Here is a 21,441-nt window from a genome sequence, read left to right on the forward strand (position 1 = left end):
GAGGATGTCAGCGCTAGCATTGTTCGGCGCCTCCCTCGTGGCGGCCATCAATCCCTCGACACCCGTGCGCGCCCAGGGCGCAGTCCAGACCGTTGCTCTTCTCGGAGAAGGCGCGATCGAGACGACGTCCGAATGGAAAGATGCCAAGCCGGCGGATCGCGGCGGGCGCCAGTTCGTCGAATCGATGCTCGCCGCACATAATGGGTTGCGGCAGTCGCTTGGCCTCGGCGATCTGACTTGGGATCCCGGCTTGGCGGCAGACGCCGGTGTGTACGCCGCCCAGCTCGCGCAGACCCGCCGGTTCGATCATAGTGTCGAACTGCAGAAAGTTTCGCAGGGTGAGAACCTTTGGATGGGGACACGCTCGGCGTACAGCTATACCGAAATGCTTGCCAGCTGGTCCGACGAAGGCGCCGACTTCATGCCGGGCGCCTTCCCCAAGGTCAGCAAGACCGGATCGTGGCACGATGTCGGCCACTATACGCAGATGATCTGGGGCGGCACGCGCCAGGTCGGCTGCGCTGTGGCCAGCAATGCCGACGACGATTTCCTGGTCTGCCGCTATTTCCCCGCCGGCAACGTCTATGGCGGGGACGTTTTCGCTCAGAAGACCAAACCGACCAATTTGGCGAACGCATCCGCCCGGTGAGAAATACGGTGCTTGAGGTCGGGATCGATCTCGCCAAACGTCTGGTCGTCGCCTGACCGCACAAACATCGGATCATAGCCGAAGCCCCGGTCGCCGCGCGGCGGATTGACCAACGCGCCATCGACGCGACCTTCGACTTCGACTTCGCCACCATCGGGCCAGCACAAAGCCAGCGCGCACACGAAATGCGCGTCGCGTGGCGCATCCTTGATGTCGCCGAGTTTGGCTTCGATGCGGCGCATCGCCTCACCGAAATCCTTGCTCTCGCCCGCCCAACGCGCCGAGAAAATTCCGGGATCGCCGTTGAGCGCATCGACGCAAAGCCCCGAATCGTCGGCTAGGGCAGGGAGCCCGGACAGATCCGCTGCCTGTCGCGCCTTGAGCAGCGCGTTCGCCGCGAACGTCGTCCCGGTTTCCTCGGGTTCGGGCAAGTCCATTTCCGCCGCCGATACCGGCTCGGCGCCATAAGCGCCGAGCAAAGCCGTAATCTCACGCACCTTCCCCGGATTGTGGCTGGCCACGACAAGACGGCCGGGGAGGAGCTTTCGACTCACCGGTCCACGGCTTTCAATTGGGCAGCGAAAATATCGTTACACCCGATCCGAGCGAGACGAAGGAGGCGGAGCAGGGCTTCCTCATCATACGTCGCGCCCTCGGCGGTGGCCTGTGCTTCGGCGATGTTGCCGTCCGACAGCAACACGAAGTTCGCATCGGCATGGGCGTTCGAATCCTCGATGTAATCGAGGTCGAGCACCGGCATTCCCTCGTAAATGCCGCAGCTGACCGCTGCGACCTGCGCGGTCAGCGGATCGGCGGTCAGTTTGCCTTCTTTCATCAGCCCGTCGATCGCCAGCCGCAGCGCCACCCAGGCGCCCGAAATCGACGCCGTACGCGTGCCACCGTCGGCCTGAATAACGTCGCAATCGAGCACGATCTGGCGCTCGCCGAGCAGCTTCATGTCACATACCGCACGCAATGAACGTCCGATAAGCCTCTGAATCTCCTGAGTGCGACCCGATTGCTTTCCCTTGGCCGCCTCACGATTGCCGCGCGTATGCGTTGCGCGGGGCAGCATGCCATATTCGGCGGTGACCCAGCCTTCGCCCTTGCCGCGCAGGAACGGCGGAACGCGCTCCTCGATCGATGCGGTGACCAGCACGCGCGTGTCGCCGAAACTGATCAGCACCGATCCCTCGGCATGTTTGGTGAAACCGGGTTCGATGGTAATTGCGCGCATCTGGTCTGCGGCGCGGCCGGAGGGTCGCATTCGGCTCAGTCCTCGTTCATGGGAAACCGCGCCCTTAGACGTGCGTTGGAGGCCTGTCATGAAGATTGTCCTGATCATATTCTCGCTGCTCGTCATTGCCATGGGCGTTCTGTGGGTGGGGCAGGGCAGCGGCATGGTGATGTGGCCGGCGTCGAGCTTCATGCTCGGCGAACAGCGCTGGACCTTGTGGGGCGCGCTCCTTGCCCTCGCGGGGATCATCATCCTGTTGCGCGCCGCGCGCCGTTGAACGGACGTCTGTCGCCGCCTAGGTCGGGCCGGTGAGCGTTCCCGTCGATGAACTGACCACCCGCGCGCGGGATGTGTTTCGCACCATCGTCGAAGGTTATTTGCAGACCGGCGTCCCCGTCGGCTCGAAGACGATCGCGGCGGGCGGCTTCGGCCTGTCTCCGGCGTCGATTCGCGGCGTCATGGCCGACCTCGAGGGGCTGGGCCTGTTGACCCATCCGCATACTTCCGCAGGCCGAGTTCCCACCGAAACCGGGCTGCGCCTGTTCGTCGACGCGATGATGCGCACCGCCGAGCCGACGGTCGAGGAACGGGCGATGATCGAAGGATCCACGCGCGGCCCGGTCGAGGATGCGCTGGCGGCCGCCAGTACGACCTTGTCCGGGCTTAGCGCCTGTGCCGGCATCGTCATGGTGCCCGGCCGCGAGTTGCGGCTGCGCCAGATCGCCTTCGTGCCGCTGTCGCCGCTGCAAACCCTGGCCGTCGTCGTCGGCATGGATGGGGAGGTCGAGAACCGCGTTGTCGACCTGCCCGCACCGATTCCGTCGGCCGCGTTAAACGAGGCGGGCAATTTCATGACGGCGCGCCTGGGCGGGCTGACGCTGGGCGAGGCGGCATTGCGCTTGGCTGAGGAGGTCCGCTCGGGCCGTGCGGCGCTGGATGCGGCGGCGCAGTCGCTGATCGAGCGCGGGATGGCGGACTGGTCGCGCGACGGGGCGCAACGCCCGGTGCTGATCGTGCGCGGTGCGGCGAACCTGATCGATGACAGCGCCGCCCGTGACCTGGATCGCGTGCGCCAATTGCTCGACGAAATCGAAGGCGCGGAAGAAATCGCGCGTTTGCTCGAAGGCGCGCGCGAGGGCGCCGCGACCAAAGTGTTCATCGGCGCGGAGAATAAACTTTTCGCGCTCAGCGGCTCGTCGGTCATCGCCGCACCCTATCGTGGACGCGAGGGGCGGGTGGTCGGCGTCGTTGGCGTGATCGGGCCGACGCGGTTGAACTATGCGCGCGTCGTGCCCATGGTTGATCTGACCGCGCAAGCGCTCTCCCAAACCTTTCAAAGACAGGCCGGATGACCGAAGAAACGAACATGAACGACATTGAGCAGGAAGACGCGATGATCACCGAGGGCGGTCCCGCCGAACCCGATCCCGAAGCCGGACTGGCGAAGCTCGAAGCCGAACTCGCGGAGGCGAAACAGGCTGTGCTGTACGCGCAGGCTGAGACACAAAACGTCCGCCGCCGCGCGGAACAGGAAGCCAAGACCACACGCGATTACGCCGTGGTGCCTTTCGCCCGCGACATCCTGTCAGTCGCCGACAATCTTGCCCGCGCGCTTGATGCCATACCGGTGGACTTGCGCGACGACGACAAGTTCAAGGGCTTGGTCAACGGCCTCGACGCCACTGGTCGTGAGCTGACTGCTATCTTTCAACGTCACGGCATCACGCGCATCGACGCAGTAGGCCAGCCGCTCGATCCCAACCGGCATCAAGCGATGATGGAATTGCCGAGCGACGAAACGCCCGGCACGATCGTGCAGGAAATGCAGGCCGGCTACATGATCAAGGACCGCCTGTTGCGGCCCGCGATGGTCGGCGTAGCGAAAGCGGGTTAAGCCGCGCGGGGCAATTGGATCCGTTCGATTTGAGCGCGGATCTGGTCCGCCAGCAGATCGGGTGTGCGCGGCGCGGAACCCGCCGACAACGACCGCAACTCCCGCGCGATCCCGCGCAATTCCTCACGCATGGCCGCCAGATCCTGGGCTTCGGACGCCGGCGGAAAAAAGTCGTGCTTCGGGAACATGCGGCGACGCTAGGCGCACCCGGTTAACGCAGCGTAAACGGCAGGATCGTCTCGTAAACCGCCAGCGGTGGCGCGCCCGGGATCATGCGGTTGTGGCGCAACAAAAACGCATGACGGACGATCTCCGCCTGCTGCTCGATCCCGTAGCGGCGAAACACCTTGCCCGGCTTGATCGCATAACCGTATCGGCAAAACGGATGCCGCGCGAGCGGCAGGTAGATACCTTGCTGACGCTGCCAGACGTGCGTCATCTCATGGATGAACAAGCCCTGCCGGTCGATCGGTTGTTGGGAAAAATCAGCGCAATACAGTTCGCTTTTGGGATGCAGCCACAATTGTCCGTCGGGTGCCATGATCGTATCGCGCGGCTGGAAAAACGCCCATTTGCGGTTGTTGATGCGAACCTCCGTCGTGTCGATCGCGTCGCCGAACACTGACCGGGTCAGCGCGACCTCGGCATCGGTCAGCCCGCGCGATTCCACTATTTCTTGATCGGTGCCGACGCGCTTTGCGTGCCTGCGTCGACCGCGATTTCCTGCCCGCTGGCAAAGGTGAAGGTCAGGGTCACCGGCGTACCCGGCTTGATCGCCGGGTTCATCCCGAACAACATCGCATGCCGCCCGCCGGGCTTGAACTCGACCTTGCCGCCCGCGGGCACATCGACCGGGCCGGTCGGCTTCATCGACGCCATATTTCCGTCCGTCATCGATTCGTGCAGCTCGGTCTTGGTGTTGACCTCCGACGACACCTGCAACAGCCGGTCGGCCTTGGGGCCGCCATAGACATTGAAATAGGCAGCGGCGGGAGCGGTATCGACCGCGCCGAGGCGGATCCATACGTCGGTGACCTTTTGCACCGGCTCGTGCTTCTGACAGGCAGTCAGGGCCAGCGTTGCAGTCAGCATCGCCATTGTCGTCTTGAGCATCTCTGCCTCCGCTAATTCGCCGCCGATCTAGGCATGCCGCCCCGTTGCAGCAAGATTTCGGCTTCCTATATCCCGTCCGTAACGAACGACCGGATGCCTTTTCAGGGTCCGCAGAGAACGAGGGTATTGGAACGACATGGCTAAAGTTATCGGGATTGATCTGGGCACCACCAACAGCTGCGTTGCCGTGATGGAAGGCGGCAAGCCCAAGGTCATCGAAAATTCGGAAGGCGCGCGCACCACGCCGTCGATCGTCGCTTTCGCCAAGGATGGTGAGCGGCTGGTCGGGCAGCCCGCCAAGCGTCAGGCCGTGACCAACGGCGACAATACGATTTTCGCGGTGAAGCGCCTCATCGGCCGCCGCTTCGACGATCCGGTGACCAAGAAGGACACCGAGTTGGTCCCCTATACCATCGTGAAGGGCCAGAATGGCGATGCGTGGGTCAAGGCGGGAGGCGAGGACTATTCGCCGTCGCAGATCAGTGCCTTTACGCTCCAGAAGATGAAGGAAACCGCCGAGAGCTATCTCGGTGAGACGGTGACCCAGGCGGTGATCACCGTTCCCGCTTACTTCAATGACGCGCAGCGCCAGGCGACCAAGGACGCCGGCCGCATTGCGGGTCTCGAAGTACTGCGTATCATCAACGAGCCGACCGCGGCGGCACTGGCCTATGGGCTGGAGAAGCAGGATGGCAAGATCATAGCGGTTTACGACCTTGGCGGCGGCACGTTCGACGTTTCGATCCTCGAAATCGGCGATGGCGTGTTCGAAGTGAAGTCGACCAACGGCGACACGTTCCTGGGCGGCGAAGATTTCGACGCCAAGCTGGTCGAATTCCTTGCGGACGATTTCAAGAAGTCCGAAGGCATCGACCTGACCAAGGACAAGCTGGCGCTTCAGCGTCTCAAGGAAGCCGCTGAAAAAGCCAAGATCGAACTTTCATCGGCGGCATCGACCGAGGTCAATCTGCCCTTCATCACTGCCGATGCGACGGGCCCGAAGCATCTGGTCAAGACGATCAGCCGCGCAGACCTCGAAAAGCTGGTCGACGGGCTGATCAAGCGCACCATCGAGCCGATGAAGAAGGCACTCGAAGACGCCAAGCTGAAGGCCGCGGACATTTCCGAAGTTGTGCTGGTCGGCGGCATGACCCGCATGCCGAAAGTGCGCGAAGCGGTGAAGAACTTCTTCGGCAAGGAACCGCACACCGGCGTCAACCCGGATGAAGTCGTCGCCATGGGCGCGGCGATCCAGGCGGGCGTGCTCCAGGGTGACGTCAAGGATGTGCTGTTGCTCGATGTGACCCCGTTGTCGCTGGGCATCGAGACGCTGGGCGGGATCATGACCAAGATGATCGACCGCAACACGACGATCCCGACCAAGAAGTCGCAGGTCTATTCGACTGCCGACGACAATCAGAACGCCGTGACAATCCGCGTCTTCCAAGGCGAGCGCGAAATGGCGCAAGACAACAAGGTGCTGGGTCAGTTCGATCTGGTCGGCATTCCGCCGGCGCCGCGCGGCGTGCCGCAGATCGAGGTCACGTTCGACATCGACGCCAACGGCATCGTCAACGTCAGCGCCAAGGACAAGGGCACCGGCAAGGAACAGCAGATCAAGATCCAGGCTTCGGGCGGTTTGTCCGACGCGGATATCGATCAAATGGTCAAGGACGCCGAACAGTTCGCGGATGACGACAAGAAGCGTCGCGAAGCGGCTGAAACCAAAAACAATGCCGAAAGCCTGATCCATTCGACTGAGCGCCAGCTGGCGGATCATGGCGACAAGATTGACGAAGCCCTGAAGACTGAAATCGAGGCGGCGATGGCCGAGGCCAAGACCGCGGTCGAGGGTGGCGATGTCACCGCGATGCAGGACAAGACCAATGCGCTGACCCAGGTCGCGATGAAGATGGGTCAGGCGATCTACGAAAAGGAGCAGGCCGCGAACGCCTCGCCCGAAACCGGTGGCGAAACCGCAGGCGCGGGTGGCGAAGACGTGGTCGATGCCGAATTCTCGGAAGTCGACGACAACGCCAAGGCGTAATGCGATGATTTGGGCCAACGACGAGCGCGGTATAGCGACGCGTCGTTGGCCTAAACTTTGACTAAACTTCCGATGGGCCGGGGGCTCGATTGACCGACATCGATTATTACGAGCTGCTGGAATGCGAGCGCACCGCCGACGGTGCGACGCTGAAGTCGTCTTATCGCAAGCTCGCCATGAAATGGCACCCGGACAAGAACCCGGGCGACGCCGATGCGGAGGCGAGGTTCAAGGCGATTTCCGAAGCCTATGGCTGCCTGAGCGATCCGCAAAAACGTGCGCAATATGACCAATATGGCAAGGCCGCATTCCAGAACGGCGGCGGCGGCGGTCAGGATTTCTCCGGCTTTTCCGACATTTTCGAGAGCGTCTTCGGCGAATTCATGGGCGGAGGCCGGCGCCAGGCGGGACCGCGGCGCGGCGCCGATTTGCGCTACGATCTCGAAATCAGCCTCGACGAAGCGTACCACGGCAAGAGCGAGGAGATCGTCATCGACGTCTCCACGCAATGCGCACCCTGTGGCGGTTCGGGTGCCACCCCGGGTACGTCGGCGACGACCTGCAAGACCTGTGCCGGGCATGGCCAGGTGCGCGCGCAACAGGGTTTTTTCGTGGTCGAGCGTGCCTGTCCAACGTGCCACGGCGCGGGCCAGGTCATCGCCGACCCGTGCAAGACTTGCCACGGCGCAGGGCGCGTCGATCAGGAACAGCGGCTTGAGGTCAACATTCCGCCGGGCGTCGATGAAGGCACGCGCATCCGCTTGTCCGGCAAAGGCGAAGCGGGCGCGCGCGGTGCGCCGGCGGGCGATCTGTATATCTTCCTTCACGTCCGTCGCCACACGCTGTTCGAGCGCGAAGGCGCGACCCTGTTCTGTCGCGCGCCGGTCAGCTTTACGACAGCGGCCTTGGGCGGGGAGATCGAGATTCCCGGGCTCGACGGTGAAATGCACGTGATCAAGGTGCCCGCCGGCATCCAGCCGGCCAAGCAATTGCGTCAACGCGGTGCCGGTATGCCGGTGCTCAACGGGCGCGGTCATGGCGACATGGTCGTCCAGATCGACGTCGAGACCCCGACAAAGCTGAATGCCCGGCAGAAGGAACTGCTGCTGCAATTCCGCGAAACTGAAACCGGCGAGGAATGCCCGCAATCGCACGGGTTCTTCGACAAACTCGGCAAGATGTTCGGCTGATGGAAGTCGAGGTCAGCGCTGAGGCCAAGGACAAACGCCTTAACCGCCTCGTCGCGATCACCGTCGTCATCCTTTCGGTGGTCATGGGCCTCGGCAACATCAAGGACGGCAACATCGTCCAGAACATGGCGCTGGCGAAGGCGGATTCGGTTGATCGCTGGAGTGAGTATCAGGCAACCAAGACCAAGGCGCATATCGTCGAAATCGCGCGCACCCAAGTTGCGCTCGGTGCCGCGCCGGGATCGGAAAAGGTGCTGGCCGGCTTCGATCGCGACCTCGCCAAATATCGTGTGGAAGCCCCACGGCTCGCCGCGGAAGCAAAGGGGCTGGCTGACCGATACGACGCGCTCAACGTGCATGACGATCAGTTCGATGCGAGCGACGCGGCGCTGTCGACCGCGATCAGCCTGGCGGCGGTCGCGGCGTTGGTCGAGAGTTTCGGCGTCCTTGCTGCGGCATGGGTGTTTGGCGGTTTCGGCCTGTTCATGGCCCTGTGCGGCTTCATGGGCTGGGGCTTTCACCCCGATATCCTGAGCACCTTGCTCGGCTAGGCGCGCTGGTTATTCTGGCGCGCAATCAGGGGGAGCGGGACATGCCGACGAAGCAAGCGATCGTCACGGGCACACTGGTCGCGGGAACACTCGATTTGCTCAGCGCCTTCGTGTTCAGCGCGATGCCGGGCGGCGACGTGTCGCAATTCGCGGAGAATTTCGATCCCGCCAAAGTGCTCCGCGGCGTCGCCTCGGGCCCCTTCGGCGACGCGATGGCAGGCGGCGGGGCAGGGGCGGCGATGCTTGGCCTGGTCACGCACTATGTACTGATGATGGTGATCGTGACGGTGTTCGTGCTCGCGGCGAAACGCATCCCGTATCTGACGCGCCAATCCGTCACGAGTGGCTTGGGCTACGGATTGCTGGTCTATCTGGTGATGTACTGGATCGTGTTGGCGAACCGCTTTCCAGGCATCGCAGCGCGGATCGGCACCCCGTGGGGCATATGCAACGCATTGGTTAGTCACTTGCTGCTGGTCGGTCTGCCGATCGGGATGATCACGGCGCGGGAGCTTCGGCGGAGGTGATCGCCGCCCATCCGCCCCTCCTTGTGAGAGAGGCGGTCGGGCCGATCGTCAGATGGTGGTAAACACCGCACCGACCACCAGCGCCTGGGTCGCGATTGCCAGCAAGGCGCTGGCCGCGAACACAAAGCTACGCATATGTGGTCTCCGATGCCGGCTTCATTGCCGACCAGAGTGATATAGTATCGCCGATGCTGCGCTGCAACAAACTAGGTTGCAATCGCCGTTGCACCTTTTGCAATCAGCCGAAGACCCGCGCGAAAATCGTATCGACGTGCTTCAGATGATAATCGAGATCGAACTCCGCCTCGATCTGCGCGGGCGTCAGCTTCGCGCCAACCTCGTCATCGGCCTTCAGCAGTTCGAGCAGCGACAATTGGCCGTCCGATTCCCACACCTGCATCGCGTTGCGCTGGACGGCCTTATAGGCATCCTCGCGGCTCATCCCCGCTTGCGTCAGCGCGAGCAGCACGCGCTGCGAGTGAACCAGACCGCCCATGCGATCCAGATTCTTCTGCATCCGCGCCGGATAGACGAGCAGCTTGTCGATCACGCCGGTCAGCCGCGCGAGCGCGAAATCGAGCGTAATCGTCGCATCGGGTCCGATGAACCGCTCGACCGACGAATGCGAAATATCGCGCTCATGCCACAAGGCGACATTTTCCAGCGCCGGCATCACTGCCGACCGGACCATCCGCGCGAGACCGGTAAGATTTTCGGTCAACACCGGATTACGCTTGTGCGGCATCGCCGACGAACCCTTCTGCCCCGGCGAGAAATATTCTTCGGCTTCCAGCACTTCGGTCCGCTGCAGATGCCGGACTTCGGTGGCGAGGCGCTCGATCGAACTGGCGATGACGCCGAGCGTCGCAAAATACATCGCGTGCCGGTCGCGCGGGATAACCTGGGTCGAGACCGGCTCGACGGTGAGATCGAGCTTTGCCGCGACGTATTCCTCAACGCGCGGATCGATATTGGCGAAGGTGCCGACCGCTCCGGAAATCGCGCAGGTTGCAATGTCCTCGCGCGCAGCGATCAGCCGCTTCTTGGCACGGCTGAATTCAGCATAGGCTTCGGCGAGTTTAAGCCCGAAGGTCACTGGCTCGGCGTGGATGCCGTGGCTGCGCCCGATCGTCGGGGTCAGCTTATGCTCCTCGGCGCGACGCTTGAGCACGGCCAACAATGCATCCAGATCGGCCAGCAGGATATCGGACGCGCGCGCCAGCTGTACCGCCAGTGCGGTGTCGAGCACATCGCTGCTGGTCATCCCCTGATGCAGGAACCGCGCTTCGTCGCCGACATTTTCGCTGACCCAGGTCAGGAAGGCGATCACATCATGCTTGGTAACCGCTTCGATCGCATCGATCCGATCAACGTCGATCGGCGGGTTGGTCGCCCACCAGTCCCACACCGCTTTGGCCGCGGACTTTGGAACAGTGCCGAGCTCGGCCATCGCATCGAGCGCGTGGGCCTCGATTTCGAACCAGATGCGGAATCGGCTTTCGGCGGACCACAGGTCGACCATCTCGGGGCGTGAATAGCGGGGAACCATGGCTCGGGCCGGTATCAGGGACGAGCCGCGCCGTCCACGCGACGAAGCGCGGATAAATCTCGATCAAGGCACGTTGGATGTGGGAGGCTGGCGCCGGTTCCCCCCTTCCGGTGCCGCCCACCCGATTTTTAGGAGAACGACCATGAAATATCTGATCAGCGCTGCCGCGCTTGCTTTGTCGACGACCGCCATGGCGCAGACCGCGCCAGCTCCGGCCACCCCCGCCGCGCCTGCGACGGTACCGGCGGCGACCGTGACCGAATCGACGACGACGACCACGACAGCACCAGATGCAGTTGAACCCGCTGCTGCGCCGGCCCAGACCACAACATCGACCACCGAGACCAAAACGGTTGCCGCAGCACAGCCCGCTGCCGATCCCAAGGCGGTGCTCGCGCAGCAGTTTCCGACGTACGACAAGGACGGCAACGGCACGCTGAGCCAAACCGAATTCGCAGCGTGGTTGACCGAGATGAAGACGGCGCAGAACACCGAAAAGCTGACGCCCGACCAGATTTCGAAATGGGCGAATGGCAGCTTTGCAAAGGCCGACAAGGACAAGTCCAAGTCGGTGACGGTCGCGGAGCTTCAGAATTTTTTGATCCCCGCCGCCGCATAACGACGCAAACCCGATTACGAAGGGCCGTTCCTGTGCGGGAGCGGCCCTTTCGCTAAATCAGCCCGAGCGCGCGCATGCTGCTATGTCCGTTCGCGCCGATGATCACGTGATCGTGCACCGCAATGCCCAGATTGCGCGCGACCTCGGTGATCGTTCGCGTCAGGCGGATGTCCGCCTGGCTCGGCTGCGGATCGCCCGATGGGTGGTTGTGCACGAGGATGATCGAGGTCGATGCCAGTTCCAGCGCCCGGCGGATGACTTCGCGGACGTGCACGGCAGCCTGATCGACGGTGCCCTCGCTCATCATCTCGTCGCGGATCAGGACGTTCTTGCCGTCGAGGTGCAGGACCCAGAATTGCTCCGTCGCACGGTGCGCCAATGTTGCGCGAAGGTAATCGAGCAACGCTTGCCAGCTCGACAGAACGGGCCTGTCGACGACCGCGCCGCGCAAGATGCGCTCGGCGGCAGCCTGCACGATGCGGATGGCGGCCGCCGACCGGTCGCCCATACCTTTGACCCGCATCAGCGATTGCGGATCGGCGGCGAGGAGGGCGCCGATGCCGCCAAACTCGGCGAGCAGGTCCTTCGCGATCGGCTTGGTGTCGATCCGCGGGATCGCCAGCATCAGCAAATATTCGACGATTTCATGGTCGAGCAACTCGCGATGGTCGCTGAGCAGCCGCTCGCGCAATCGTTCGCGATGCCCGGCGTCGTGGGAAATCTCGGCCATGACCGCTGGCTAGAAACGCCCGAACCGTCCGTCAATAATGTTCCATACTCGTTCCCAATGTGACATCATTCGTTGACTCGCTGCACTGCAAAACCTAAGGGGCTGCACAGTCGCCGCGCGGTTACGCGTTTGGCGGCATTTTTCTATTTGCTGACCCGAGGGTTCATTGTCCGACACCGATCCCGACGCGCTGGACCGGCGCATCGCCGAGGCTAAAGCCGCGAGCGAGCGTCCGATGGCGCAGCCCCAGGCCGAAAGCCGTGGCTGGGCGATCGGCATCGAATTCGTCGGCACCGTGCTGGTCGGCGCACTGCTCGGCTGGCTCATCGATACCTATGCCGGATTTGGCACCAAGCCATGGGCGATGATCGTCCTGTTGGTGCTCGGCTTTGCGGCCGGTACGCGCCGCGCAATGCAAACGTCGAAGCAATTCGACGCGAACCCGGGAGCCTGAAATGGCCAATCCGATGGAACAGTTCGAAGTTACTCGCATCGGGCCGCCGCTCGGCGCGATGGGTTATGACGTCAGCTTCACCAATTCTTCGCTGTGGATGGCGATTGCGATGGTCGCGATTGCCGCGTTCTTGTTCATCGGCACCGCGCGCCCGCAACTGGTACCGACCCGCGCGCAGGCCGCCGTCGAATATCTGTACGATTTCGTGAGCAAGATTCTCGATGAGAATGTCGGGCCCGAGGGGCGTCGTTTCGTCCCGCTGATATTTAGCCTGTTTATTTTCGTCCTGGTTTGCAATTTGCTTGGCCTGATCCCTTGGGTCGGCGCCTTTACGCCGACCAGCCATATAGCGGTGACCTTCGGATTGGCGTTGCTGGTCTTCGTGATCGTCTGCATCGTTGGTTTTGCGCGGCACGGACTCCATTTCTTCAGCCTCTTCTGGCCGAAGGGGACGTTCTTCCCGCTGGCGGTGTTCGTCGCGGCGATCGAGTTCATGTCCTTCCTTAGCCGCCCGTTCACGTTGGCCATTCGTCTGTTCGCCAACATGACGGCAGGCCACGTGTTGCTGAAGGTATTCGGCACGTTCGTCGTGGCGCTCGGCTCGTTCGGCGCACTGCCTTATGTGTTCGGCGTCGTGCCACTGGCGGTCAACGTCGCACTATCGGCACTCGAAGTGCTGATCGCGGTGGTGCAGGCCTATGTTTTCGCGCTGTTGGCGTCGATCTATCTCAACGACGCAGTCAATCTTCACTAATTCCATCACGTTAGACAAAGGACTTTATTATGGATCTCGGTTCGGCAAAGGTTATCGGCGCAGGCCTGGCAGCGATCGGCGCGGGCCTCGCGGCGATCGGCGTGGGTTCGATCTTCGGTCAGTATCTCGGCAGCGCGCTGCGCAATCCCGAAGCTGATGCGAAGATGGGCGGTCGCCTGATTTTCGGTTTCGCAGTGACCGAAGCGCTCGGCCTGATCGCGGCTGTCGTCGCGCTGGCGCTGGCGTTCAGCAACTAGGCATAGCGGCGCTTCTATGCCTCAGTTCCAATTCGCGCAGAACCTGATCCCGCAACTTGCGTGGCTCGCAGTGTTCTTCACGATCCTGTATTTCGGGATCGTACGCCTGACTTTGCCCAAGTTGGGCCGGGTCATCTCGGCGCGTGAAGGACAGGTGTCGGGCGATCTGGCTGCTGCCGAAACGGCCAAGAATGCGGCCGACGCGGCGGCGACCGAGCATAAGGCGGCAATCGATGCCGCACATGCGTCGGGCCGGTCGACGATCCTCGATGCACAATCGCGGGCGGCGGCGAACCTCGCCAGCGCCGTGGCCGCAACACAGGCCGAACTGCTCGTGAAGCAGGGGGAGGCCGACAAGGCGCTCACTGCTCGCCGCAATGCGGCTCTCGCCGAAGTCGATGGTGCGGCACAGGACGTCGCCGCCGATATCGTCGCGCGGCTGACCGGCAAGCGCCCGGCTGCGGGCGTTCTCACCAAGGCGGCGAAGGCCGCACAGGGAGCCTGACATGGCTGACGTCGGCGCATCGAGCCTGCCCCGTGAAAACCTGGCGATGACCGAGGCGCATGGCGGCGTCGAGCACGTCGAGCCGACCCTGCTCGGTCTTGGGGCCGAGGGCTGGGTCTATGTCGGCCTGACCATCTTCTTGTTGATCACGATTTTCGTCGTCAAGGCGCCGAAGAAGATCACCGATGCGCTGGACGAGCGGATTGCCGAGACGAAACGCACGCTCGACGAAGCCAAAGCGCTACGCGCCGAAGCCGAAGCTATGCTTGCCGACGCCAAAGCCAAAGCGGCGGCCAGTGCCGGCGACGCACAATCGATCGTCAACCATGCCGAAGCCGAAGCAAAGCATCTCATCGAAGAAGCCAAGGCCAAGGCAACCGACCTGACACAGCGCCGCCAGAAAATGGCCGAAGACAAGATTGCCGCCGCCGAGCGCGCGGCGATTGCCGACGTCCGTGCGCGCGCGGCTTCGGCGGCTGCGGGCATTGCGGCGCAGGTGATCCGCCAGTCGCACGACGCAACCGCCGACGCGGCGCTGGTCGATACGTCGATCAAGGATTTGCAGCGCGCTTGATTAGTTTTTTTGTGGGAGACGGTCGATGAAGGCAATTATCACGATCCTGGCAGTGGCGCTCGCGACGCCGGCATTGGCTCAAACGGCCACCCCGGCACCTGCCGCGCCGATGGCGGCGGCCAAGTTCAATCTCGACACGCCGATCGAACAGATCGTTGCCGATCCCAAGGCAAAGACAGTGCTCGACGCCGACCTGCCGGGCCTGACGACCAACGAGAAGTACGAAATGTTCAAGGGCATGTCGCTCAATCAGGTCGCGGGTTTCGCTCCCGACAAGATGACCCCAGAGCGTCTGGCGAAGACTGCCGCCGACCTCGCGCCACTGAAGTAATTACGCGAAGACATCCTTCGGGATGTGCGTGATGCGGCAAGCGAGGTCCGCCTCGCCCGAAGCGATAATGTAATGGGCTCCGCCATCGGCAATGCCGGTGGTGAAGACCACGTCGCGCAAATATATCAGGTCGTCGAGCGGCGCGGTTAATGCCGCGTTCGGCTCGATCAACGGCGCATGCTCGGTGCGGACGCAACGCGACGGATCGTCTCGGTCGAGTATCGACCAATAGGTTCGATAGATGCCGACATCGCCGCCCGGCTCGACGCCGTGCCACAGGGTCAGCCAACCTTGGGGCGTCAGGATCGGCGGCGCGCCCCCGCCCATTCGCGCCGTATGAAGCGTCGCGGTATGGGGGCGGATGCCGGGCCGTTCGGAGGGCTTCCAGTGCAGTGCGTCTGGTGAGGTCGACAGGTTGATCGACGGTCCGGCACGCCACTCGCTATCAGGCGGATAAGCGAAATAGAGATCGCCGAGCGGCCGCGTCTGCGCCCAATATTTGCCGCCGATCAACCCTTCGAAGATCAGCATGTCCTTGTTCTGGTGATCGAGAACGATCCCTTCCATCGTCCAGTCGAGCGCGTCGGCCGAGCTGTACAGCGTCGTGCAATGCCGTTCCGGGCTGACCGAGCAGGTCGTCATGAGATAGCGGTCGCCGACACGGCTGATCCGCGCGTCTTCGACGCCATGCGACTGGTATGACGCGGCAGGGGTAACGGCGCGGTCGTAATGCACTTGGACCACGCTCAGCCCGTCCGCGGACAATTCCACCGGCAGCAACCATGACAAGGACGTCAACACCATGACGCGCCACGGCTGCCCGCGCAGCACGAATTGGCGCGGGTCGGTCATGTCGACAGCCTCGAGCGGGTAGCTGTCGAGGACATACTGCCCGGCGTCCCACCGGACGGCCCGAACCGCGCCGTCACACACCGGTTCGGTGAGCGCCTCGGCGATGCGCACCATCATGAGCAAATTGCCGTTGGCGAGGCGCGTCAGCCCCGGATTGAACGCGCCCAGGACGAATGTTTCTGCCGGAATATGCCCGGCCAGCGGCGAGCGTGACAGATCGACATCCCGCGGATCGAACACCAATCGGTCGATGATGTGGTTCATACGCGCGCGATCCGCGGGGTGTGCGGTAGTTCGGTCATCGAAACTCCTGGGGCAGGGCTTAAAAGCGGGAATGAACGCTGCGTTCCATCTTGCGTGTTTCTCGTTGCTCGCCTAGGGCGCGCACTCGCTAACGGCCCCATCGTCTAGCGGTTAGGACGCGGCCCTTTCACGGCTGAAACACGGGTTCGATTCCCGTTGGGGTCACCACAGACTCAAATCGCGCGGGGCGCGATTTGTGCTTTGGTGACGGGAGCGCAAGCGACCTCATCATCGAGACGCGAAAGTCATCAACCAACCCCAGCCTGCGCCGCCGGCCGTGCCCGCATCATGTCCGCCCAGCGCGCCAGATCGGTATGCGCCTCATCCGGCCGAAACTTGATCATCCGCGCAAAATCCAAACTGCAAAACGCCACGATATCCGCCATCGTCACGCGGTGGCCGGCGATGAATTCGCTGTCTGCCAATCGCTGGTTGAAGAACGACAATGCCCGCTCGGCACCCTGGCGCTGGACCGCCGCGAACTCCGCAGATTTCGTTTCGATCGCCGCCAGCGCCGGATGACTGTGCCGCACGGTGAGCATCAGCGGCGTTGCGACCATCATCTCCGCGCGGCGCGTCCACATCTCGATCACCGCCACTTCCCTGGCATCGCGCCCGAACACATTCGGCTCGGGATAGACGCTCTCCAGATAATGGCAGATCGCGAGGCTCTCGGTGATCGTTGTGTCGTCGTCGATGGTGAGGGCGGGGACATTGGGGACTCCCGCGCGCCGGACATAGTCGGGCGTACGATGCTCGCCCTTGAAGATGTCGGTTTCGACGATTTCCACGTCGGTGATGTTCTTTTCTGCCATGACCCAGCGGACCCGGCGTGGGTTCGGCGCACGGGCGCTGTCGTACAGGATCACGTCAGCGAAGCTTCCATCTTGTCCTGCGTTTTCGTGTCGAAATCGCTGGCGTCGTGCCGTTCGTGAAGCTGACTTGCCGGATCGCCCATGGCGCGATTGACCATCCGGCCGCGTTTCACCGCCGGGCGCTGAGCAATCAGGTCGGTCCAGCGTGCGACGTTGGCATATTCCTGTACCGACAGGAATTCGGCCGCCTCATAGACCAGCCCCTTTACCAGCGCGCCATACCACGGCCAGATCGCCATATCGGCAATGGTGTAATCTGCGCCCGCGACATATTCGCTCTCGGCAAGCCGCCGGTCGAGCACGCTCAGCTGGCGCTTCACCTCCATGGCGTAGCGGTCGATCGCATATTCGACCTTGATCGGCGCATAAGCGTAGAAATGGCCGAATCCGCCGCCCAGGATCGGTGTCGCGCCCATCTGCCACATCAGCCAGCTGAGCGCTTCCGCCCGCGCCGGACCCGAGGCCGGCAGGAAGGCGCCGAACTTTTCCGCAAGGTAAATCAGGATCGCACCGGATTCGAAAATCCGCACCGGTTCGGGCCCGCTATGATCGACCATTACCGGGATTTTCGAATTGGGATTGGCCGCGACGAACCCGCTCGAAAATTGGTCGCCGTCCATGATCTTGACCAACCACGCGTCATATTCGGCCCCCGAATGCCCGGCAGCCAACAACTCCTCGAGCATCACCGTGACCTTCACCCCGTTGGGCGTGGCCAGCGAATAAAGCTGCAGCGGATGCTTGCCGACAGGCAGATCCTTGTCGTGCGTCGGGCCGGCAATCGGGCGGTTGATCGCGGCGAAACGACCCTCTGCGGGCTTGGCGATCCAGACTTTGGGAGGCTGATAGTCGCTCATGTCAGGTTTCCTTCGCGAGTAGGTGGAGAATGGGCTCGGCGAGTTCGTGCCGGCAGATCAGCAGATCGGGAAGCGATGGGTCCTCGCAGTTATACACCAACGGTGCGCCATCGACGCGCGATACGTGCAATCCGGCGGCCAGAGCGACCGCGGCGGGCGCGCAATTGTCCCATTCATACTGCCCGCCGGTGTGAAGGTAGATTTCGGCATCGCCACGCACCACCGCCATCGCCTTGGCACCCGCCGAGCCCATGGGCAGCATTTCGGCGCCAAGCGCTTCAGCGACCATGAGAGCCTCTTTGGCGGGACGGGTACGGCTGACGACCATGCGCAGTGGCCGTGCGATGGGATGGGGCGGGTACGGGGCGTCGCTCGACCAGCATTCGTTACGCGCGGGGATCGACACCGCGCCGACTGTGGGCACGCCGTCGATCGCAAGGCCGATATGCACTGCCCAATCGTCGCGTCCCTCGGCATATTCGCGCGTGCCGTCGAGCGGATCGACGATCCAAACCCGCGACGCCTTGAGCCGCGCGCCGTCGCACAGGCGTTCCTCGGACAGCAGCGCATCTTCCGGGCGCTCGGCAAGCAGCCGCTCGACGATCAGGGCATTGGCCTGCGCATCCCCCTCGCGGCCGGCTTCCGCGCCCGAGAATGTCTTGCGCAATTCGAGAAGCAGCGAACCCGCGCCACAGGCGATCTCGCGCGCGAGTTGAGCATCCGACCTGTCCTGAGCCTGTCCAAGCGTCACGGGATCAGCGCCGCGATGATCGCGTCGGCGGCTTCGTCGGCCGTCATGCGCGACGTATCGATCCTGACTTCCGGATCTTCCGGCGGTTCGTAGGGGCTGTCGATGCCCGTGAAATTGGCGAGCTGGCCCGCCCGCGCTTTGGCATACAGGCCCTTCACATCGCGGCGTTCGGCTTCGGCCAGCGACGTGTCGATAAACACCTCCACAAATTCGCCCGGCGGCAGCATCGCCCTGACCAATTCTCGCTCGGCACGAAATGGCGAGATGAACGCGGTGATCACGATCAAACCCGCATCGGTCATCAGCCGCGCAACTTCGCCAACGCGCCGGATATTCTCGATCCTGTCGGTCTCGGTGAAGCCCAGATCGCGGTTGAGCCCGTGGCGGACATTGTCGCCATCGAGCAGGAAGCTGTGCCGGTTCATCCGCGCGAGCTTGGCCTCGACCAGATTGGCGATGGTCGATTTACCCGCGCCCGACAGGCCGGTCAGCCACAGCACGGCCGGACGCTGATTCTTGAGCGAGGCGCGGCGTTCGCGCGTCACCTCGGTCGGTTGCCACTGGATGTTGGTGGCACGGCGCAGCGCAAAATTGATCAGGCCCGCGCCGACAGTGGCATTGGTCAATTTGTCGATCAGGATGAAACCGCCGAGCGCCTTGTCCCCAGCATAAGGCGTGAACACCATCGGTCGGTCAGTGCTGACGTTCGCAACACCGATGGCGTTCAGGCCCAACGCTTTCACCGCGAGATGCTCAAGCGTGTTGACGTTGACCTCGTATTTCGGCGGCTGGACGGTCGCCGACACCGTCTGGGTGGCAAGCTTGAGCCAATAAGCACGACCGGGGATCAGCGCGTCTTCGCTCATCCAGATCAAAGTCGCTTCGAACTGGTCGGCGACCTGCGGTGGATCGTTCGCCGCAACGATGACGTCGCCGCGCGAACAATCGACTTCGTCGGCCAGCGTGACCGTGACCGACTGACCTTCGCGCGCGTCATCGAGATTGCCGTCAAGCGTAACGATCCGCGCGACTTTGCTCGTGCGGCCGGACGGCAGAATGCGAACCATGTCCCCCGGGGCGACTCTGCCCGAAGAGATCAGGCCGGCATAACCGCGAAAATCGAGATTGGGCCGCGCGACCAACTGGACGGGCATGCGGAACGGCTCGACGCGGTCCTCGAGGTCTACGCCGTCGAGATGTTCGATCAACGACGGGCCGTCATGCCACGGCATTGCCGCCGAGCGGCTGCTGATATTGTCGCCCTTGAATCCCGACACCGGGATAGGCGTAAAAGCCGTGATGCCGAGCGATTGCGCGAACGCCGCATAGTCGCTGACGATCAAATCATAGGTCGCTTGATCGTATCCGACCAAATCCATCTTGGTCACTGCCAGCACGATGTGGCGGATGCCAAGCAGATGGGCGAGGTAAGAGTGCCGCCGCGTTTGCGTCAGCACCCCTTTGCGCGCGTCGATCAGGATCACCGCGAGATTGGCGGTCGACGCGCCGGTTACCATGTTGCGGGTATATTGCTCGTGGCCCGGCGTATCGGCGACGATGTATTTGCGCGTTTCGGTGGCGAAGAAGCGATACGCGACGTCGATGGTGATGCCCTGTTCACGCTCCGCGCTGAGGCCGTCCACGAGCAACGCGTAATCGATCGCTTCGCCCTGCGTGCCAACGCGTTTCGATTCGGCTTCCAGCTCGGCGACCTGATCGGCGAACAGCGCTTTGGAGTCATGAAGCAGGCGTCCGATCAGCGTCGACTTGCCATCATCGACCGATCCGCAAGCGAGGAAGCGGAGAAGGGTCTTCTCCGCCATCAGAAATACCCCTCCTGCTTCTTGCGCTCCATCGCGCCGGTGCCGCCGTCCCGGTCGATCGCGCGGCCCTGGCGTTCGCTGGTTGTCGCGGCGCGCATTTCGGCGATGATGCTGTCGAGATCGGCGGCGTCGCTCTCGACCGCCCCGGTCAGCGGGTAACAGCCGAGCGTGCGGAACCGGATCATGCGATCGACGGGCGTTTCATCGTCGAGCGGGAAACGGTCGTCATCGACCATCAGGATCATGCCGTCGCGCTCCACAGTCGGGCGTAGCGCGGCGAAATAGAGCGGGACGATCTCGATATTTTCGCGCGCGATATATTCCCAGATGTCGAGCTCGGTCCAATTGCTCAGAGGGAAGACACGGATGCTTTCGTCCGGCGCGTGGCGAGAATTGTACAGATTCCACAATTCCGGGCGCTGGTTCTTGGGGTCCCAGCGGTGGCTGGCCGAGCGGAAGGAAAACACCCGTTCCTTGGCGCGGCTTTTTTCCTCGTCGCGCCGCGCGCCGCCGAACGCCGCGTCGAAACCGTGTTCGTCGAGCGCCTGTTTCAGCCCCTCGGTTTTCCACATGTCGGTGTGCAGCCCGCCATGATCGAACGGGTTGATGCCGCGCGCGACGGCTTCGGGATTTTTGTAGACGATCAACTCCATGCCCGCAGCGGCAGCCGCGCGGTCGCGCAATTCGTACATCGCGCGGAATTTCCAGGTCGTGTCGACATGGAGCAGCGGGAAGGGCGGCGGGGCTGGGAAGAACGCCTTGCGCGCGAGATGCAGCATCACCGCGGAGTCCTTGCCGATCGAATACAGCATCACCGGCTTGGTCGCCTCGGCCACCACTTCGCGCATGATGTGGATCGCTTCGCCCTCGAGGCGGTCGAGATGGGAGAGGGCGGTCATGCCGCCGCCGATAAGCCCGGTGCGAAGGCGCGGCTAGTTAGGATAGGTTGCCTCCCCAAAAGGAAACGGCGTGGCAAAAGCCACGCCGTCGGTCCTTCGG

28 protein-coding genes and 1 tRNA gene are annotated in these 21,441 nt (G+C 63.0%); 16 read left to right on the forward strand and 13 right to left on the reverse strand.

The annotated features are described in order from the left end of the window. Nucleotides 1-4: 4 nt before the first annotated feature. Entirely contained in the window at nt 5-649 is a 645-nt protein-coding gene (locus ACM9ME_RS01500) for a CAP domain-containing protein (protein WP_415641634.1), read from the forward strand. On the opposite strand, the gene rdgB is transcribed toward ACM9ME_RS01500, so the two are convergent. Beyond that, nucleotides 604-1,203 carry an RdgB/HAM1 family non-canonical purine NTP pyrophosphatase gene (gene rdgB / locus ACM9ME_RS01505; protein WP_415641635.1) on the reverse strand — a complete coding sequence of 200 codons (600 nt, stop codon included), beginning with the start codon at nt 1,201-1,203 and terminating at the stop codon, nt 604-606. The genes ACM9ME_RS01500 and rdgB overlap by 46 nt on opposite strands. Beyond that, nucleotides 1,200-1,916 carry a ribonuclease PH gene (gene rph, locus ACM9ME_RS01510; protein ID WP_415641636.1) on the reverse strand — a complete coding sequence of 239 codons (717 nt, stop codon included), beginning with the start codon at nt 1,914-1,916 and terminating at the stop codon, nt 1,200-1,202. The genes rdgB and rph overlap by 4 nt, the downstream gene beginning before the upstream one ends. 58 nt (nt 1,917-1,974) lie before the next feature. Here rph and ACM9ME_RS01515 point away from each other — a divergent pair, with 58 nt between their 5' ends. Genes ACM9ME_RS01515 through grpE form a run of 3 tightly spaced genes read left to right on the forward strand, consistent with a single transcriptional unit; the run spans nt 1,975 to nt 3,780 of the window. Beyond that, the gene (locus ACM9ME_RS01515; protein ID WP_415641637.1) at nt 1,975-2,163 is read left to right on the forward strand and encodes a hypothetical protein; all 189 of its coding nucleotides are present in this window, start codon (nt 1,975-1,977) and stop codon (nt 2,161-2,163) included. Nucleotides 2,164-2,194: 31 nt separating this feature from the next. Beyond that, the gene (hrcA, locus tag ACM9ME_RS01520) at nt 2,195-3,238 is read left to right on the forward strand and encodes a heat-inducible transcriptional repressor HrcA (protein ID WP_415641638.1); all 1,044 of its coding nucleotides are present in this window, start codon (nt 2,195-2,197) and stop codon (nt 3,236-3,238) included. Next, a complete protein-coding gene (gene grpE / locus ACM9ME_RS01525) occupies nt 3,235-3,780 on the forward strand; it encodes a nucleotide exchange factor GrpE (RefSeq protein WP_415641639.1) in 546 nt (181 codons plus the stop codon). Before hrcA ends, grpE begins: the two co-directional genes overlap by 4 nt. On the opposite strand, the gene ACM9ME_RS01530 is transcribed toward grpE, so the two are convergent. The 3 genes from ACM9ME_RS01530 to ACM9ME_RS01540 are packed head-to-tail and all read right to left on the reverse strand — an operon-like array spanning nt 3,777 to nt 4,893. Then, complete coding sequence (locus ACM9ME_RS01530; protein WP_415641640.1) at nt 3,777-3,968, reverse strand: hypothetical protein; 192 nt, start codon at nt 3,966-3,968, stop codon at nt 3,777-3,779. The two genes, grpE and ACM9ME_RS01530, sit on opposite strands and share 4 nt — an antisense overlap. A gap of 23 nt (nt 3,969-3,991) precedes the next feature. Next, nucleotides 3,992-4,450 (reverse strand): vgr related protein, encoded by a 459-nt coding sequence (locus ACM9ME_RS01535; RefSeq protein ID WP_415641641.1) that lies wholly within the window; start codon nt 4,448-4,450, stop codon nt 3,992-3,994. Further along, the gene (locus ACM9ME_RS01540) at nt 4,450-4,893 is read right to left on the reverse strand and encodes a copper chaperone PCu(A)C (protein ID WP_415641642.1); all 444 of its coding nucleotides are present in this window, start codon (nt 4,891-4,893) and stop codon (nt 4,450-4,452) included. The genes ACM9ME_RS01535 and ACM9ME_RS01540 overlap by 1 nt, the downstream gene beginning before the upstream one ends. Before the next feature lie 136 nt (nt 4,894-5,029). Here ACM9ME_RS01540 and dnaK point away from each other — a divergent pair, with 136 nt between their 5' ends. The 4 genes from dnaK (at nt 5,030) to ACM9ME_RS01560 (ending at nt 9,208) form a co-directional block, all read left to right on the forward strand. Further along, complete coding sequence (dnaK, locus tag ACM9ME_RS01545; protein ID WP_415641643.1) at nt 5,030-6,940, forward strand: molecular chaperone DnaK; 1,911 nt, start codon at nt 5,030-5,032, stop codon at nt 6,938-6,940. An 89-nt stretch (nt 6,941-7,029) separates the two neighbouring features. Then, complete coding sequence (dnaJ, locus tag ACM9ME_RS01550; protein ID WP_415641645.1) at nt 7,030-8,130, forward strand: molecular chaperone DnaJ; 1,101 nt, start codon at nt 7,030-7,032, stop codon at nt 8,128-8,130. Continuing rightward, nucleotides 8,130-8,681: a DUF4337 domain-containing protein gene (locus tag ACM9ME_RS01555; protein ID WP_415641646.1), complete on the forward strand. Its 552-nt coding sequence runs from the start codon at nt 8,130-8,132 to the stop codon at nt 8,679-8,681. The genes dnaJ and ACM9ME_RS01555 overlap by 1 nt, the downstream gene beginning before the upstream one ends. Nucleotides 8,682-8,722: 41 nt before the next feature. Then, nucleotides 8,723-9,208 (forward strand): hypothetical protein, encoded by a 486-nt coding sequence (locus ACM9ME_RS01560; protein WP_415641647.1) that lies wholly within the window; start codon nt 8,723-8,725, stop codon nt 9,206-9,208. A gap of 238 nt (nt 9,209-9,446) precedes the next feature. Here ACM9ME_RS01560 and purB read toward each other — a convergent pair whose 3' ends face one another. After that, on the reverse strand, nt 9,447-10,757 hold the full coding sequence (purB, locus tag ACM9ME_RS01565) for an adenylosuccinate lyase (RefSeq protein ID WP_415641648.1): 1,311 nt from the start codon (nt 10,755-10,757) through the stop codon (nt 9,447-9,449). A 142-nt stretch (nt 10,758-10,899) separates the two neighbouring features. On the opposite strand from purB, the gene ACM9ME_RS01570 reads away from it, so the two are divergent. Next, complete coding sequence (locus ACM9ME_RS01570) at nt 10,900-11,376, forward strand: EF-hand domain-containing protein (RefSeq protein WP_415641649.1); 477 nt, start codon at nt 10,900-10,902, stop codon at nt 11,374-11,376. Between the two features lie 52 nt (nt 11,377-11,428). Here ACM9ME_RS01570 and radC read toward each other — a convergent pair whose 3' ends face one another. After that, a complete protein-coding gene (gene radC, locus ACM9ME_RS01575; RefSeq protein ID WP_415641650.1) occupies nt 11,429-12,106 on the reverse strand; it encodes a RadC family protein in 678 nt (225 codons plus the stop codon). 166 nt (nt 12,107-12,272) lie between these two features. On the opposite strand from radC, the gene ACM9ME_RS01580 reads away from it, so the two are divergent. The 6 genes from ACM9ME_RS01580 to ACM9ME_RS01605 are packed head-to-tail and all read left to right on the forward strand — an operon-like array spanning nt 12,273 to nt 14,981. Beyond that, entirely contained in the window at nt 12,273-12,560 is a 288-nt protein-coding gene (locus tag ACM9ME_RS01580) for an AtpZ/AtpI family protein (protein ID WP_415641651.1), read from the forward strand. Nucleotide 12,561: 1 nt separating this feature from the next. Continuing rightward, nucleotides 12,562-13,314 (forward strand): F0F1 ATP synthase subunit A, encoded by a 753-nt coding sequence (locus ACM9ME_RS01585; protein WP_415641652.1) that lies wholly within the window; start codon nt 12,562-12,564, stop codon nt 13,312-13,314. 29 nt (nt 13,315-13,343) lie between these two features. Beyond that, nucleotides 13,344-13,571 (forward strand): ATP synthase subunit c family protein, encoded by a 228-nt coding sequence (locus ACM9ME_RS01590; protein WP_415641653.1) that lies wholly within the window; start codon nt 13,344-13,346, stop codon nt 13,569-13,571. Between the two features lie 16 nt (nt 13,572-13,587). After that, complete coding sequence (locus ACM9ME_RS01595; RefSeq protein WP_415641654.1) at nt 13,588-14,076, forward strand: F0F1 ATP synthase subunit B family protein; 489 nt, start codon at nt 13,588-13,590, stop codon at nt 14,074-14,076. Nucleotide 14,077: 1 nt separating this feature from the next. Beyond that, complete coding sequence (locus tag ACM9ME_RS01600) at nt 14,078-14,650, forward strand: F0F1 ATP synthase subunit B family protein (RefSeq protein ID WP_415641655.1); 573 nt, start codon at nt 14,078-14,080, stop codon at nt 14,648-14,650. Nucleotides 14,651-14,675: 25 nt separating this feature from the next. Further along, nucleotides 14,676-14,981 carry a hypothetical protein gene (locus ACM9ME_RS01605; RefSeq protein WP_415641656.1) on the forward strand — a complete coding sequence of 102 codons (306 nt, stop codon included), beginning with the start codon at nt 14,676-14,678 and terminating at the stop codon, nt 14,979-14,981. On the opposite strand, the gene ACM9ME_RS01610 is transcribed toward ACM9ME_RS01605, so the two are convergent. Beyond that, nucleotides 14,982-16,097, reverse strand: a complete 1,116-nt coding sequence (locus tag ACM9ME_RS01610; RefSeq protein WP_415641657.1) for a glycoside hydrolase family 130 protein — start codon at nt 16,095-16,097, stop codon at nt 14,982-14,984. Between the two features lie 132 nt (nt 16,098-16,229). Between ACM9ME_RS01610 and ACM9ME_RS01615 the strand changes: the two genes are divergently transcribed. Beyond that, nucleotides 16,230-16,304: transfer RNA gene (locus tag ACM9ME_RS01615), tRNA-Glu, on the forward strand. 80 nt (nt 16,305-16,384) lie between these two features. Here the strand turns inward: ACM9ME_RS01615 and ACM9ME_RS01620 are convergent. Genes ACM9ME_RS01620 through cysD form a run of 5 tightly spaced genes read right to left on the reverse strand, consistent with a single transcriptional unit; the run spans nt 16,385 to nt 21,341 of the window. Then, entirely contained in the window at nt 16,385-17,005 is a 621-nt protein-coding gene (locus ACM9ME_RS01620) for a glutathione S-transferase family protein (protein ID WP_415641658.1), read from the reverse strand. Continuing rightward, nucleotides 17,002-17,868 (reverse strand): glutathione-dependent disulfide-bond oxidoreductase, encoded by an 867-nt coding sequence (gene yghU, locus ACM9ME_RS01625; protein ID WP_415641659.1) that lies wholly within the window; start codon nt 17,866-17,868, stop codon nt 17,002-17,004. Before yghU ends, ACM9ME_RS01620 begins: the two co-directional genes overlap by 4 nt. Nucleotide 17,869: 1 nt before the next feature. After that, on the reverse strand, nt 17,870-18,619 hold the full coding sequence (locus tag ACM9ME_RS01630) for a 3'(2'),5'-bisphosphate nucleotidase CysQ (RefSeq protein ID WP_415641660.1): 750 nt from the start codon (nt 18,617-18,619) through the stop codon (nt 17,870-17,872). Continuing rightward, entirely contained in the window at nt 18,616-20,442 is a 1,827-nt protein-coding gene (cysN, locus tag ACM9ME_RS01635; protein ID WP_415641661.1) for a sulfate adenylyltransferase subunit CysN, read from the reverse strand. The genes ACM9ME_RS01630 and cysN overlap by 4 nt, the downstream gene beginning before the upstream one ends. Then, the gene (gene cysD / locus ACM9ME_RS01640; RefSeq protein ID WP_415641662.1) at nt 20,442-21,341 is read right to left on the reverse strand and encodes a sulfate adenylyltransferase subunit CysD; all 900 of its coding nucleotides are present in this window, start codon (nt 21,339-21,341) and stop codon (nt 20,442-20,444) included. The genes cysN and cysD overlap by 1 nt, the downstream gene beginning before the upstream one ends. Nucleotides 21,342-21,441: the final 100 nt, after the last annotated feature.

It is taken from the genome of Sphingomonas antarctica (assembly GCF_965137005.1).
Lineage (GTDB): Bacteria > Pseudomonadota > Alphaproteobacteria > Sphingomonadales > Sphingomonadaceae > Sphingomonas_O > Sphingomonas_O antarctica.